13 protein-coding genes and 1 tRNA gene are annotated in these 14,847 nt (G+C 64.1%); 5 read left to right on the top strand and 9 right to left on the bottom strand.

Going from position 1 to position 14,847, the window contains the following annotated elements; genetic code table 11:
• Window position 1 precedes the first annotated feature (1 nt).
• The 3 genes from M9955_18740 (at window position 2) to M9955_18730 (ending at window position 4,485) form a co-directional block, all read left to right on the top strand.
• Window positions 2-2,401, top strand: a complete 2,400-nt coding sequence (locus M9955_18740) for a circularly permuted type 2 ATP-grasp protein (protein MCO5083682.1) — start codon at window positions 2-4, stop codon at window positions 2,399-2,401.
• A gap of 7 nt (window positions 2,402-2,408) precedes the next feature.
• Window positions 2,409-3,290, top strand: a complete 882-nt coding sequence (locus tag M9955_18735) for a transglutaminase family protein (GenBank protein MCO5083681.1) — start codon at window positions 2,409-2,411, stop codon at window positions 3,288-3,290.
• A gap of 124 nt (window positions 3,291-3,414) precedes the next feature.
• Entirely contained in the window at window positions 3,415-4,485 is a 1,071-nt protein-coding gene (locus M9955_18730; protein ID MCO5083680.1) for a putative zinc-binding peptidase, read from the top strand.
• A 17-nt stretch (window positions 4,486-4,502) separates the two neighbouring features.
• Here the strand turns inward: M9955_18730 and M9955_18725 are convergent.
• From M9955_18725 to M9955_18695, 7 genes are all read right to left on the bottom strand, one after another.
• Window positions 4,503-4,579 (bottom strand) — tRNA-Arg (locus M9955_18725).
• 17 nt (window positions 4,580-4,596) lie between these two features.
• The gene (locus M9955_18720) at window positions 4,597-4,902 is read right to left on the bottom strand and encodes an ETC complex I subunit (protein MCO5083679.1); all 306 of its coding nucleotides are present in this window, start codon (window positions 4,900-4,902) and stop codon (window positions 4,597-4,599) included.
• Between the two features lie 96 nt (window positions 4,903-4,998).
• Complete coding sequence (locus tag M9955_18715; protein ID MCO5083678.1) at window positions 4,999-7,044, bottom strand: NAD(+) synthase; 2,046 nt, start codon at window positions 7,042-7,044, stop codon at window positions 4,999-5,001.
• Window positions 7,045-7,200: 156 nt separating this feature from the next.
• Entirely contained in the window at window positions 7,201-7,458 is a 258-nt protein-coding gene (locus M9955_18710; GenBank protein MCO5083677.1) for a glycine zipper domain-containing protein, read from the bottom strand.
• Window positions 7,459-7,495: 37 nt separating this feature from the next.
• Entirely contained in the window at window positions 7,496-8,197 is a 702-nt protein-coding gene (gene hdaA, locus M9955_18705; GenBank protein ID MCO5083676.1) for a DnaA regulatory inactivator HdaA, read from the bottom strand.
• Window positions 8,194-9,384, bottom strand: a complete 1,191-nt coding sequence (locus M9955_18700; protein ID MCO5083675.1) for an AI-2E family transporter — start codon at window positions 9,382-9,384, stop codon at window positions 8,194-8,196. The genes hdaA and M9955_18700 overlap by 4 nt, the downstream gene beginning before the upstream one ends.
• Window positions 9,356-9,913, bottom strand: coding sequence for a CDP-alcohol phosphatidyltransferase family protein (locus tag M9955_18695; protein MCO5083674.1), 558 nt, complete (start codon window positions 9,911-9,913; stop codon window positions 9,356-9,358). The genes M9955_18700 and M9955_18695 overlap by 29 nt, the downstream gene beginning before the upstream one ends.
• 148 nt (window positions 9,914-10,061) lie before the next feature.
• Between M9955_18695 and purM the strand changes: the two genes are divergently transcribed.
• On the top strand, window positions 10,062-11,126 hold the full coding sequence (gene purM, locus M9955_18690; protein MCO5083673.1) for a phosphoribosylformylglycinamidine cyclo-ligase: 1,065 nt from the start codon (window positions 10,062-10,064) through the stop codon (window positions 11,124-11,126).
• A 2-nt stretch (window positions 11,127-11,128) separates the two neighbouring features.
• Entirely contained in the window at window positions 11,129-11,839 is a 711-nt protein-coding gene (gene purN / locus M9955_18685; GenBank protein MCO5083672.1) for a phosphoribosylglycinamide formyltransferase, read from the top strand.
• Here purN and M9955_18680 read toward each other — a convergent pair.
• A complete protein-coding gene (locus tag M9955_18680) occupies window positions 11,829-12,404 on the bottom strand; it encodes a hypothetical protein (GenBank protein MCO5083671.1) in 576 nt (191 codons plus the stop codon). The two genes, purN and M9955_18680, sit on opposite strands and share 11 nt — an antisense overlap.
• Before the next feature lie 309 nt (window positions 12,405-12,713).
• Window positions 12,714-14,843 carry a molybdopterin oxidoreductase family protein gene (locus tag M9955_18675; protein MCO5083670.1) on the bottom strand — a complete coding sequence of 710 codons (2,130 nt, stop codon included), beginning with the start codon at window positions 14,841-14,843 and terminating at the stop codon, window positions 12,714-12,716.
• Window positions 14,844-14,847 lie beyond the last annotated feature (4 nt).

Raw genomic sequence — 14,847 nt, 5'->3', positions numbered from 1 at the left:
CATGTCGGGACGCGGCCTTTCCAAAGCCGATCGCGCCAGGCCGTCCATCGATTATCGCCCGCTCGCGGGCGCAACCGACGAACTGATGACCGCCGAGGGCGCGATCCGCCCCGTCTGGCGGTCGTTCATCCGCCACCTGACGCGCCTTTCACCGGACGAGCTTGCCCGGCGTTTCGCGCGGGGCGACGAGTATCTACATGACGCCGGGGTGTTCTTCCGTCAGTACGGTCAGAAGGATTCCGCCGAGCGCGCATGGCCGCTGAGTCATCTTCCGGTCCTGATCCACGAGAGCGAATGGCAGGCGATCTCGGCTGCGCTCATCCAGCGCGCGGACATTCTGGAAGCGGTGGCCGCCGATCTCTACGGCCCCAACGCGCTGGTGCGGGACGGGCTTTTGCCGCCCTCGCTGGTCGCGCTCAACCCGGAATGGCTTCGACCCGCCGTCGGCATCGTGCCGCGCGGCGGCCACTTCCTCAATTTCGTCGCGTTCGACATCGGACGCGGACCGGAGGGCGGCTGGTGGGTGCTGCAGGATCGGACGCAGGCACCGTCCGGCGCCGGCTTCGCGCTGGAGAACCGCGTGGCGACGTCGCGCGTCTTCAGCGAATTCTATGCCGATGCCAGCATCCTGCGCCTCGCTGGCTTCTTCCGCGCGTTCCGCGATGCGCTGAACGACATGCGCGCCGAAGACGGCAGTCGCGTCGGCATCCTGACGCCGGGACAGCACAATGACACCTATTACGAGCACGCCTACATCGCGCGCTATCTCGGCCTCATGCTGCTCGAAGGCGAGGATCTCACCGTCGCCGACGGCAAGGCGATGGTGCGCACGGTTTCCGGCAATCATCCGATCAGCGTCCTGTGGCGGCGCCTCGATGCCGCCTATGCGGACCCGCTGGAGCTCAACGGCACGTCGAAACTCGGCGTCGCGGGCCTGATGGGCGCGGCGCGGCGCGGCAATGTCTCGCTCGTGAACGCGCTGGGCAGCGGCGTTCTGGAGACGCCGGGTTTCCTCGCCTTCATGCCCCGCATCGCGCAGTATCTGCGCGGCGAGCCGCTTGCCATGCCGAACATCGCCACATGGTGGTGCGGCGCAGCATCCGCCCGGGCAGAAGTGGCCGCCAACCTGCATCGGCTGATCCTGGGGTCGGCTTTCGCCAATTCGCCAGGCAGTATGAACGGCGCATCGCGCGAGTTTGGGGCAGTCACGACGTACGAGGCGGGCAGTGCCATCGGAGCGCTGTCCGATCGCGCCGGCGCCCTGATCGTGGCGCAGGAGGCCGTCACCCTGTCCACGACTCCCGTCATGGTCGACGGAGCGCTGACACCCCGTCCCGCGAGCCTGCGCATCTTCCTTGCCCGTACGTCGGAAGGCTGGCAGGTCATGCCGGGCGGCTTCGCACGCATCGGCAAGTCGCAGGACCCGAGCGCCATGGCCATGCAGCGCGGCGGCTCGGTGGCCGACGTCTGGGTGGTGAGCGACAGTCCGGTGAAACCGGAAACGATGCTTCCCGAGGAGACCGCTCCCTATGTCCGGCCCCAACACGGTAGCCTGCCGAGCCGCGCGGCCGACAATTTGTACTGGCTCGGACGCTATGTGGAACGCGCCGAGGGGACGCTCAGGCTGCTGCGCGCCTATCATATCAGGCTGGCGGAGGCGGGGTTCACGGAAACGCCGCTGATCGCCCATCTCGCCGCCTTGATGGAACAATCCGGCATCGACCCTGAGCAGAGCATTCCGGGCGCCCTGCGCGCCGATCTCGCTTCGGCGCTCATCAGCGCCGGCAAGATCCGTGACCGTTTTTCGATCGACGGCTGGATGGCGCTCAACGATCTCGCCGATACCGCCGCCAAGCTGGCGCGGACGGTGACCCCCGGTCACGACAATGCACGCGCCATGGGCGTGCTCCTGCGCAAGATCACGGGCTTTTCCGGTCTGGTGCACGAGAACATGTATCGCTTCACCGGCTGGCGGTTCCTCAGCATCGGCCGCTCGCTGGAACGCGCCGTCGCCATGTGCGCGATACTCGCCAGCCTGACCGACAGGAAGGCGCCCAGCGGTTCGCTCGACCTCGCCATCGAGGTCGGCGACAGCACGATGTCCCACCGCCGCCGTTACGCCGTGAACACGACCCGCGCGACGGTGGTCGATCTTCTGGCGCTCGACGAGCTCAACCCGCGCGCGGTTCTTTATCACCTGACCGAGATCCGGGACCAGGTGGCGAGGCTTCCCCAGGCCGAAGAGGGCGGCCATCTTTCGCTTCTCTCGCGCGCGGTGCTGCGCCTGCATACCGATCTTGCCGTGCAGCGCCCGGAGGAAGTCGATATCCGCGAGCTTCGGGACTACGGCCGGCGGCTGATGGAAATTTCCGACCTGCTGACCGACGCCTATCTGCTGTGAACGGTCGATGCTCTACGAAATCAAACTCACCATCGCCTCCGAATATGATCGCTCCGCCAATGGGGGACGCCATCTTCTGCGCCTGATGCCGATGGACGGCGCTTCTGCCGGGCAGCGGCTGATTGTCGGTTCCTTCGACACCAGACCGGCCGCCAAGGAGCGCATGGATAGCTACGATTTCTTCGGCAACCGCACGACCGAAGTGATTTTCGGCGACAGCCACGACAGGGTGGAATTCGCCGTCCGTGCGCGCGTCGAACGCTATGCCGAAGCCAGCGAATTCGATCTCTCGCCCCTTCTATCGGCGTTGCCGGACGAAGTCGCTGCAGTGCGCACTCTCGATGCGCGTTCGCCGCATCATTTCATCGGCGCATCGCCTCTGGTGGGCCAGAGCACTGCGATCGCGGACTATGCGCATGCCCATGTCAGACCCGAAATGAGCACTTTCGAGGCGGTGCGGGCGCTCAATCTCGCGCTGCACGCCGACCTTGCCTACGACGGCGACGCCACCACGGTCGACACGCCGCTCGAAGAAGCGTTCGCGGCGCGCAAGGGCGTCTGCCAGGATTTCACGCACATCATGATCGCCTGCCTGCGCGAGATCGGCGTGCCGGCCGGCTATGTAAGCGGCTTCCTGCGCACCGAACCGCCGAAGGGAAAGCCCCGTCTGGAGGGTGCGGACGCTATGCATGCCTGGGTGCAGGCGTGGTGCGGATCGGAAGCCGGATGGATCGAGTTCGACCCGACCAACGCGCTTCTGGTCGGGCAGGACCATGTCGTCGTCGCGCGCGGACGCGACTATTCCGATGTCGCGCCGGTCAAGGGCGTTCTCTGGACGTCGGGCGACCAGAAGACGGAGCAGTCGGTGGACGTCATTCCGCTGGGTTGAGGCGTATCATCGCACGGCGCAAGAAATCGGGCGTCCGGGCAACCGCCGCACGGCAAGCGCGTTGATGACGGCTTCGCGCCGACGGACGAAAGTTCGCCGAACGCAGTTTTCGTGAGGGATCGCCTTGAGACTCTTCGAGTGTCAGAATTGCCATAACATCGTTCATTTCATCAATTCCGCCTGCGTCCATTGCGGCCACAGGCTCGGCTACCTGCCGTCCAAATTCACCATGACGGCCGTGGCCCCTGACGGCGAGAGATGGACGGCGCTGGCGGAGCCCGGAAGCTCCTATCTCTTCTGCGGCAACGCCGACCTCGACGTCTGCAACTGGCTGGTGGACGATGGCCACGCCTCCGGTATGTGCGTGGCCTGCCGTCACAACCGGCTGATCCCCGACCTTTCCATCCCGGGCAATCACGCCAACTGGGCGAAGCTCGAGGCGGCGAAGCGGCATCTGTTCTATTCGCTGATGCTATGGCGCCTGCCAATCCGCGACCGCATCGAGGACCCGAATGGCGGGCTGGTCTTCGACTTCGTCGCCGATGTGAACAATCCCGACGGCACGATCTTCAAGCCGCTGACCGGCCATGCCGACGGCGTCATCACCATGAACATAGCCGAGGCCGACGACGCCGAGCGCGAGTTCCGCCGCACCCAGATGGGCGAGCCCTACCGCACGCTGCTCGGCCATTTCCGTCACGAGATCGGCCACTACTACTGGGACAAGCTCGTGCGTGACGGCGGCCGGCTGGATGCCTTCCGCGCCGTCTTCGGCGATGAAACGGAAGACTATGACGCGGCGCTTCGCCGGCACTACGACACAGGCCCCCTGCCCGGCTGGCAGGTGAATTTTATCAGCGCCTATGCCGTCGCGCATCCGTGGGAGGATTTTGCCGAAACCTGGGCGCACTACACGCATATCGTCGATGCGCTGGAAACGGCGCGCGCCTTCGGCATCAGCATCAAGCCGCGCGCCGCCGACTCCGAAGTGCTGTCGACCGAACTCGACTTCCGGCCCTATCGCGCGGCGACCATGGATCAACTTGTCGAGGCGCTGGTGCCGGTCACGGTGGCGATGAACAGCATCAACCGCAGCATGGGCCAGCGGGATTTCTATCCGTTCGTGCTGTCCGAACCTGTCATCGTCAAGCTGCGCTTCGTCCACGAACTCATCAGCTCGGTGCGCGACCAATAATCCGGTTTCGGGTAAAATGGCGATCCCGGCAGGGCTCGAACCTGCGACCCACAGCTTAGAAGGCTGTTGCTCTATCCAGCTGAGCTACGGGACCGTCGGACCCGGGACGGGTCAGTGCGTCCAGGGCGTTTTCCGGTCATACCGGAAATTGTCGGAATAGGAAATCTGACGGCGCTTGCCCTCCTTCGGCTCCTGCACGCGGAACGCTATGCCCTCGCGCGTGGCATAGGCGATCGCTTCCTCCCGGGTATCGAAAGTGAGGCGGATCTGGCTCTTCATGTCGCCGGACGTCGTGTAGCCCATCAGGGGATCGATCTTGCGGCGCTGCTCGGGATCGAACTCCAACACCCAATGGCCGGTCTTGGCCTTGCCGGACTGCATGGCGGTTTTTGCGGGGCTGTAGATACGCGCGGACATCAGCGTCTATCCTTGGCTGCGATTGCTCGTTAAGTTGAGCCATCGCGCAATGCGGCGCATTCGTCAATGCGCCCGATCGTCAGGGGTTTCGCGGCCTCAGCCCTTGGGAACGTTCCGGCGCAGCTCCTCAAGCCACACTTTCGGAGAACTGTCGGACGGCGCACGCCAGTCGCCGCGCGGCGAGAGCGAGCCGCCGGAGGTGATCTTCGGGCCGTTCGGCAGTGTCGAGCGCTTGAACTGGTTGGTGAAGAAGCGTTTCAGGAACACTTCCAGCCAGCCCCGTATTTCAGCGAGCGAATAGGCGCGGCGGTCGGCTGCCGGCAGATCGACCGGCCAGACACCGCTTTCCACATCATGCCACGCATGATGCGACAGGAAGGCGATCTTGGACGGACGGAAACCGTAGCGGCTGAGATAGAACAGGTTGAAATCCTGCAACGCATAGGGACCGACAATCGACTGCGTGGACTGGATTGTGCCGGTTGCGTCTGCCGGAACCAGCTCGGGTGAGATTTCCGTTGCAAGGATGGCATCGAGAATCCGCGCCGTCTCCGCGCTCACGTCGCCCGAGCGCGCGACGAAGCGGATCAGATGCTGGATAAGCGTCTTCGACACCGAGCCGTTGACATTGTAGTGCGACATGTGATCGCCGACGCCGAACGTGCACCAGCCGAGCGCCAGTTCCGACAGGTCGCCGGTGCCGACCACCAGCCCGCCCTTCTGATTGGCGAGGCGGAAGAGGAAATCCGTGCGCAGGCCGGCCTGCACGTTCTCGAAGGTCACGTCATAGACCGGCTCTCCCTTGGCGAAGGGGTGACCGAGGTCTTCCAGCATCTGCCGGGCGGTGGGCCTGATGTCAATTTCCGCCCCGGTGACGCCGAGCGCGTTCATCAGCGCCCATGCGTTGGATTTCGTGCTGTCCGAGGTGGCGAAACCGGGCAGCGTGTAGGCCAGCACATTCTTCCGGTCGAGACCGATCCGGTCCATGGCGCGTGCGGCGACGATGAGCGCCTGCGTCGAATCGAGCCCGCCAGACACCCCGATGACCAGATGTTTCAGGCCGGTGGCGGCAAGGCGCTTGGCAAGACCCTGTACCTGGATGTTGTAGGCCTCGTAGCAATCCTCGCGCAGACGTGACGGATCGGCAGGAACATAGGGGAACCGCTCGACGCGCCGGCGTAACGGCACGGTCGTGGCTGGACGATCGAGCGTGAACATCACCGTGCGGAACGCGTGGTCAGGACCCAGTTCCCGCTGCACGCTGTCGCCAAAGGTGTTCATGCGCATGCGTTCCTGCCGCAAGCGGCCGAGATCGATGTCGGCGGTGACGAATGTGCCGTTTTTCGGAAAACGCTCGGTTTCGCCAAGCGCATCGCCGTTCTCGAAGATCGCGGCATGGCCGTCCCAGGCGAGATCGGTGGTCGATTCGCCAGGCCCGGCCGCGGAATAGGCATAGGCCGAGATCACCCGCGCCGACTGGCTGGCGCAGAGAAGACGGCGCGCGTCCGCCTTGCCGATTGTGATGTTGCTGGCCGACAGATTGAGCAGCACCTCCGCGCCCGCCATTGCCGCCCGGGTCGAAGGGGGGATCGGTATCCAGATATCTTCGCAGATTTCGGCGTGGAACGTGAAAGGAACGGAACCTTCCGACCGGAACAGGAGATCCGTCCCGAACGGCACGACCTTCCCGGCAATAGTGATTTCCAGGCCGACCACATCGGCGCCGGCGGTGAAGTGCCGTCGCTCGTAAAACTCGCGATAGTTCGGCAGATAGGATTTCGGCACCGCGCCGAGGATCTTGCCCCGATGGATCACCACGGCGGCGTTGTAGAGGCGTCCGTCGCGGCGTAGCGGCGCACCGACCACCAGCGCTGGAAAGAGCTGCTCGGAGGCCTTGGCGAGATCGGCGAGCGCACGCTCCACGGCCTCCAGAAGAGCGTCCTGAAAAAAGAGGTCGTCTATCGCGTAGGAGGAGATGCCGAGTTCCGGGAAGAGCATGAGGCCGACATGGTCGGCATCGCCCTCCCGCGCGAGGCGCAACGTCTCCTCAACGGCAAATTCAGGATCGGCCACCTGTGCGCGGGGTACGCAGGATGCGATGCGCAGGAAGTCGTGACTGTAGAGGGAATGGAAGTCCTTCATCGCCCTGTCCGGCATGGTCTTGCGGAGGGCACTTGTTCACATTTTGGCAGAGTGGGCAACTTCGGCGGATTGGCTCAGCAGCCATTCAGCGCACAAGCGCCGCGGAGACCATCCGCGGCGCTTCAAATACCATCCGGTCGATCGCCGGCAAGCAGATCAGCAGTTGGCGATGTAGCGCCGCCCGTCGCGACCGCGATAGTAACACTTGCCCGGTTCGTTGGCGTTGCCGATAAGGGCGCCCGCCGTGCCGCCGATCAGGCCGCCGACCGCGGCGCCTTCAGCGCTTCCGGTGACTGCTGCACCGACTGCCGCACCACCCACAGCGCCGATCGCAGCGCCCTTCTCGGTCTGGCTGCACCCACTGAGCATTGCCACAGACCCGAGAACGACAGCCGCGACGATGAAACTCTTCATGGAATGACCTCCTGCTGAACACCAGCCGAAACGCCTGTCACGGAGATTGGTTCCCCGTGCGTTCCATTCCGGAGATGATGTCCGCTGCAAGAGCCCGGGAAATACGGGACTTCGTTTCCAGCGCGGCCCGGTCGAGCGCCTCCACGGTCTTGATGGCGGTCGACAGCGAGCGCTCGATGCGCCGCACGATGAACTGCACGACATGCGGCTCGACCTCGATCTGCCTGTCGGCGAAGAGCTTGGTGATGACGCCCGATAGCAGCGCATCGTCCGGTTCACCGATCTCGACGGTTGCGGCAGCCTTGAGCCGGGATGCGAGATCGGGAAGCGTCACGCCCCATGCGGCGGGAAACTGCCGCGCACAGAGCAGAAGATGCCCGCTCTCCTGACGCACCGTGTTGATCAGGTGGAACAAGCCGGCCTCGTCGATCCCGCCGCCGTCCACGTCGTCGATCAGAACCGGTCCCCTGCGCGCCGCCTCGATGGCAAGGGCGTCAAGCGCGCTGGCGTCCAATGCGGTTGCCCGTGCTTCTTCCCTCCAGATCGCAGCGATATGCGACTTCCCCGAACCGGTGGGGCCTGCGAGGACAACCACTGGCGAAGGCCAGTCCGGCCAGCGTTCGATCAAAGCCACCGCGGCCTCGTTGGTGCGGGACAGGATCAGATCATCGCGCGAAAATGCCGGCGCATGTCCGAGTTCGAGCGGAAGCTGCCTGGGCTGCAAACGATCCTGCGTCATGGCGGAGGCGGCGGGCCCGCCTTCTTGCTCCTGCGGCGGACTGGCGGCAGAGGTTCGATCACCACGCCGTCAACCTCGCTGTGTCCCTTGTAGAGCGGCGATTCGAGGTAGCGCGAGATGGCGAAGCGGACCAGCACGGCGACGGCCGCCGCAGCCGGCACCGCGATGAGCAGGCCGACGAAGCCGAACAAGGCGCCGAATGCGAACAGGGCAAACATAAGCCAGACCGGATGAAGGCCGACGCTTTTGCCGACGAGGCGCGGCTGAAGGATATTGCCTTCCAGGAACTGGCCAAGGAAGAATACGCATGCGACGGCGACGATCCACTGCCATTCCGGCCAGAACTGGACAAAAGCTACGCCCACCGACAGGAGAAGACCGACCAGCGACCCGACATAGGGTATGAAGCTGATGAAGCCGGCGAACAGTCCTATCAGGATGCCGAAATTCAGGCCGACCGCGGTAAGGCCTACGGCATAGATGATGCCGAGCACGAGGCAGAGCGTGCCCTGCCCGCGCACGAATCCGGCGGTCGCCGCATTGATGTCGGTGGCGATCTGGCGGACGGTCAGCACGTGGTCGCGCGGCACCCAGCTGTCCACCACCGCGATCATTCTGTCCCAGTCGAGCAGCATGTAGAAAGCGACGACCGGCGTCACCACGAAGAGGCCGGCGAAGCTGAACAGCGCCACGCCCGAACTCCAGATGGACTGGAAGATGGTGGTGATGAAGCCGACCCCCGAACTCAGCAGCGAATTCATCCCCTCACGGAGGTCGTCCGGCTTCACGCCAAAGCGGCGTTCAAGCCAATCGGGATTGAAGCTGGTGATCAGATGCTGCAGGCGGCCGAGATATTCCGGCATGCGTGCCAGGAAATCGGCGAGCTGAGACGCCAGGACCGGCACGACGATCATCAACGCGACGAGGAAAAAGAGAACGAAGCCGACCACGATGATAACCGTCGCGAGCGTTCGCGAAAGGCCGAGTGCCTGAAGCCTGTCGGCGACGGGGTCGAGGAAATAGGCGAGCACCATGCCGGCCACGAAAGGCAGCAGCACCTCGCTGAAAACGTAGAGGAAAAGGCCAAGTATGACCGCCGCGATCAGCCAGAAGCGGATTTGCTGGCGAAAGGTCGCGGCAGTCGCGGCTTCGGCCGCTTCATGCGTTGGAGGTCGCGTCGTCGCCATTTCCGCTCATATGCCTCAGCCAGCCGACGAGATAGGCGCCAGCCGAAGCGACGGTCAAGAGGCCGGAGCCGAATATCAGGATGATACGGGCCGGACCGAGGCTGATCGAAAGCGCCAATTCGGCAAGGACGAGCGCGACGAGAACGATCTGCACGGCGGTGTTGGCCTTCGACACGAAAAGCGGCTGCATGGCCACGGGCTTCGACATAACGCTCGACAGCAGCACTCCGGCGATGATCAGACCGTCCCGAGCCACGGCCATGACCACCAGCCACAGCGGCAGTTCGCGCATGGCGCCAAGAACCACGAACACCGATACAAGCAACAGCTTGTCGGCCATCGGATCGAGATAGGCGCCTAGCTCCGATTGCTGGTTGAAGCGCCTCGCAACGATGCCGTCGACGGCATCCGACACGCCGGCGACGACGAAGCAGATCAGCGCGAGATCGACGCGGTTCGACAGGAGCGCGAGCACCACGGCCGGCACCAGCAGGAATCGCAGCAGCGTGATCAGTGTCGCGACCGTCAAATCGTCGAGTTCCTCCCGGCAGCAGCTTCCGGTAGATGGTCGCCGCGCCGCGTTCATGCAAGGGGCCGGGGCTTTGGCGCGCCGATCGCCTTGCGGCGTTTCGGCTATCATGCGAATAGCGCCGAAGGCCGATATCGAGGCGGATGACATGCAGGATCGCGAGAACGGGCTGACCTACGCCAAGGCAGGCGTCGACATCGACGCCGGCAACCAGATGGTCGAGCAGATCAAGCCGCTGGTGCGCGCCACGCGCCGCCCCGGCGCGGATGGCGAAATCGGCGGCTTCGGCGGCCTGTTCGATCTCAAGGCGGCGGGTTTTTTCGATCCTATCCTCGTCGCGGCCAATGACGGCGTCGGCACGAAACTGGTGATCGCCATCGAATCCGGCAGGCACGACACGATCGGCATCGACCTCGTCGCCATGTGCGTAAACGATCTTGTCGTTCAGGGCGCGGAGCCGCTGCTCTTCCTCGACTATTTCGCCACCGGCAAGCTCGATCCAGTTCAGGGAGTTGCGATCGTCAAGGGCATCGCCGAAGGCTGCCGGCAGGCCGGCTGCGCACTGATCGGCGGCGAGACGGCCGAAATGCCGGGACTTTATCGGGAAGGCGACTACGATCTCGCGGGTTTCGCGGTCGGCGCCGCGGAGCGTGGCCAGTTGCTGCCGACGGACGACATCACGGAAGGTGACGTCCTGCTCGGCCTGTCGTCGTCGGGCGTGCACTCCAACGGCTTTTCGCTCGTGCGCAAGATCGTGGAGGTTTCCGGTCTTGGCTGGTCAGACAAGGCTCCTTTCGCTTCGGGCCTGACGCTGGCCGAGGCGCTGCTCGAACCGACCCGCATCTATGTGAAGTCGGTCCTCAAGGCGATCCGCAACACGCACGGCATCAAGGCGCTTGCCCACATCACGGGCGGCGGCTTTCCGGAGAATATTCCGCGCGTGTTGCCGAAGGATTTCGCCGCCGAGATCGACCTCGACGCGATCGAGGTTCCACCCGTCTTCTCATGGCTGGCGCAAACCGGAGGTGTCGCGCCGAACGAGATGATGCGCACCTTCAACTGCGGCATCGGCATGGTGATCGTCGTGGCAGGAGGACAGGCCGCGCAAGTCGCCGCCGTCCTTCAGGAGGCGGGCGAGACGGTGATGCCCATCGGCCGTATCGTACCGCGACGCGACGCGGGAGTCATCTATCGCGGCAGGCTGGGACTTTAGTCATGGTAGAGCGCAAACGCACAGCTATCCTGATTTCCGGTCGCGGCTCGAATATGGCCCGGCTGATAGACGCCGTTGCGGAACGGGATTTTCCGGCAGAGATCGTTGCGGTCATTTCGGACAGGCCGGACGTGCAGGGGCTGGCGATCGCCAGGGCGCGGAGCGTTCCCACCCATGTCGTCGAACGCAAGGATTTCGCGAGCAAGGAGGCCCACGACGCGGCAATCGACGCCGTGCTTGCGGCCGTTCACGCCGACATCGTCTGTCTTGCCGGCTATATGCGCCTGCTCACCACGCCTTTCGTGGAGAAATGGCGCGGACGCATGATCAACATCCACCCTGCCCTGCTGCCATTGTTCAAGGGCCTCGCTACCCACCGCCGCGCCATCGAGGCGGGCGTCCGCCTGCATGGCGCGACCGTACATTTCGTCACCCCGGAGACCGATTGCGGACCGTCAATCGTTCAGGCCGCCGTGCCCGTGCTGCCCGACGACACGGAGGACACGCTGGCCGCGCGGGTGCTCAAGGCCGAGCATGAGATCTACCCGATGGCGCTGCGCATGCTGGCAGAAGGCAGGGTGCGCATGGAAAGCGACCGCTCCGTGTTCAGCGGCCGCTGGCCGGCCGGCCAGCACGACGCGACGATGATCGTCTCGCCGCCGCGTGCACCCGAACCGGAAGATATAGAGCGGCTGGCCCGATTCACGCCGTAGCGGCCGCGTCGGCCGACGCTTCGTCCCGATCCACCAGTTCGGAGGCGTAGGAAAAGCCGAGAGCCCGCGCGTACTTGTTCCAATCCCGGTTCACATAGAGATCCCGGATGACGGGATCGCGAAAACGCGCCATCTCGTAGAACAATTCGCCGTCGCTGTGGGGTGTCGTCGTCTCGGACAGAATCTCGAACCCCATCCATTTCAGCCATTTGATGGTTTTTTCGTTGCGGCTGTAGATGTAGTTGGAGATGACGTCGTGCCCTTGCATGAAGTCATCGAGCGCGGCCCGCGTCTCCTGCAGAAACAGCAGGCCGATCTTGTCGATCTTGTCCGAAGACAGGAACCAGGCGATTCCGGCGCGCGGATTGGGCAGCCAGCCTACACCGATGATCGAGATGGGATTGCCGTCCTTCTCGCGCAGGCAGTAGGCAAGCTTGGCGCCTCTGATCGACATCTGGAGGGCTTCCTCCGGCCCGATGCCCGCGAATTTCCTGATCTCGATGACATCGATCTCGCGCATGTCCCGCGCCAGCGCCGGAATATCGCTCTCGAGGGCACGGCTCACCGATCCGAGAGAATAGCTTCGCTCAAACACGGCAAATCCTCCGGCTTCGCGACCGGAAACTGTCTGTCACCTGGATTCGATATGGCATGCGCTCTACAACCTGCCTCACTTTTTCCGAGGCATATTAATAGACTTTGCGTGTAGTCTGCACCTGAGATTTCGCGTTATCCGCGGCATGCTCCGACAAGGAGCCGCACCACATGGCGGCAAGCGGCGATAGTCGCATGCGGGAGGCGCGTCCGGCTCCGTTAAGCCGGGATTATCCGCATTCAGATATCGGGAAACTGAACGGCGTCGGGCCGACCCCGCTCAGGCTGCGGGACGCACCCAGACCTTGTTGTCGTGAACAGCGGCGCCGCCATAAGGCGCAGGCGCATCGGCGCCGGTCAGAACGTTGATCCCCTCGCCGCGTTCATGCGCGCTGTTCGGCCATATGCCCTCGGCGATGACGACACCGCGCTTGATGCCGTCGAAAAACTTTGCATGCAGAACCACCTCCCCGCGCCGGTTGCCGACTTCGACGCGCGCACCCTCGCCTATGGATAGCGCCGCCGCGTCGTCGGGGTGGATCAGCAGTTCGGGCCTGCCTTCGCGTGCGCGCGACGACGGGGTCTCGGCAAAGGAGGAATTCAGGTAGGATCTGGCCGGAGAGGTCGCCAGCCGGAATGGATGCTCGGTATCGGCTACCTCGATCAGGTCGACATGGTCGGGAAATTCCGGCAGCCGCTCGACCGGTCCGAACAGACCCATGCTTTTCGGCGGACGGTTCGGCGCCGGCTGGCCGGCCCAGTCCGGCCGGAAGCGGAATTTTCCATCGGGATGGCCGAAGCCGTTCAGGAAGTGCGCCGTCTCGAACTCCGGCTGCAGATCTGCCCAGCGCTGTTCCCTGAAGGTATCGAACGTTCCGAGCCCCTTCTTCTCCAGCATGATGTCGATATGCTCGCGTTCGGACATGCCGAAACCGGGCCGGTCGGCGACGCCAAGGCGCTTCGCCAGTTCCTCGATGACGTAGTGATTCGTGCGCGGCCCGGCGGGCGGGTCGATGAGCTTCGGCCCGAGGGTGACGTGCTGGTTGCCGCCGCCCTTGTAGATGTCGTCATGCTCCAGAAACATCGTGGCGGGCAGCACCACGTCGGCGAGCTTCGCCGTGTCGGTCATGAACTGCTCGTGGACGCAGGTGAACAGGTCGTCGCGCAAAAATCCCTGCTTCACGAGCCGCTGGTCCGGGGCGACGTTTGCCGGATTGGTGTTCTGGATCAGCATTGCCGTCACGGGCGGGCCGCCGAACAGCGCATCCTCGTGGCCCATCAGCACAGGCCCGATGCGCGAATGATCGAGATAGCGCACGCGCGGATCGCGCAATTTCGCACCTTCCAGCAGTTCCGTATTGAGCTTCAGGATGCCTGAATTGGAATGGAAGGCTCCGCCCCCCTCATATTGCCAGCAGCCAGTGACCGCCGCGACCGACAGGGCGGCGTGCATGTTGACCGAGCCGTTGCGCTGGCGGGCAAAACCGTAGCCGAGGCGGAAGAAGGTCCGTTTCGTCGTGCCGATGAGCCGCGCAAAGGCTTCGATCTCGGCGACCGAAAGGCCGGTGATCGCCGAGGCCCATTCGGGCGTGCGCGTTTTGAGATGTTCCTCCAGCCCCTGCGGATCGTCGGAATACTTTTCCAGATAGGCCCGGTCGGCGAGGTTTTCCCGAAACAGAAAGTGCATGACGGCGCAGGCCAGCGCGCCATCCGTGCCCGGCTTCAGGATCAGGCCCATATCGGCCTGCTTCATGGTGGCGTTGTCGTAGATGTCGATGACGATGATCTTCGCGCCGCGCTCCTTCCGCGCTTTCACCGCATGGGTCATGACGTTGACCTGCGTGACCACCGCATTGGTGCCCCAGATCACCACGCAATCAGACTTCGCCATCTCTCGCGGATCGGCTCCCGACAGGCGCCCTGCACCCACCATCCAGCCGGTCCAGGCGAGATTTGTGCAGATCGAGCCGAAGAAGCCGGAATATTTCTTGGCATGACGCAGGCGCTCGATACCGTCGCGCTGCACCAGCCCCATCGTGCCGGCGTAAAAATAGGGCCAGACCGTCTCGCTTCCGTATTTCTCCTCCGCCGCGGTGAACTTTTCGGCGACGAGGTCGAGCGCGGCCTCCCAGCTGGCTTCCTTCCAGACCCCATTGCCCTTGGCCCCCGCCCGCACCAGCGGCTTCATCAGACGATCGGGGTGGTGGACGCGCTCCGCATATCGCGCGACCTTGGCGCAGATGACGCCTGCCGTGTAGGTATTCCCTTTCGCGCCGTGGACGCGGCCGATGGTGCGCTCGTCCAGCAACTCGACGTCGAGCGCGCAGGTCGACGGACAGTCATGCGGACATGCGGAATGACCGATGCGGACCCTGGATGGCTTTTCGGCGATCTTGGCGTGCTGGTTCATCGTC

It is taken from the genome of Rhizobiaceae bacterium, assembly GCA_023953845.1.
Lineage (GTDB): Bacteria > Pseudomonadota > Alphaproteobacteria > Rhizobiales > Rhizobiaceae > Arvimicrobium.
This window is presented reverse-complemented; position numbering and strand designations above follow the sequence as displayed.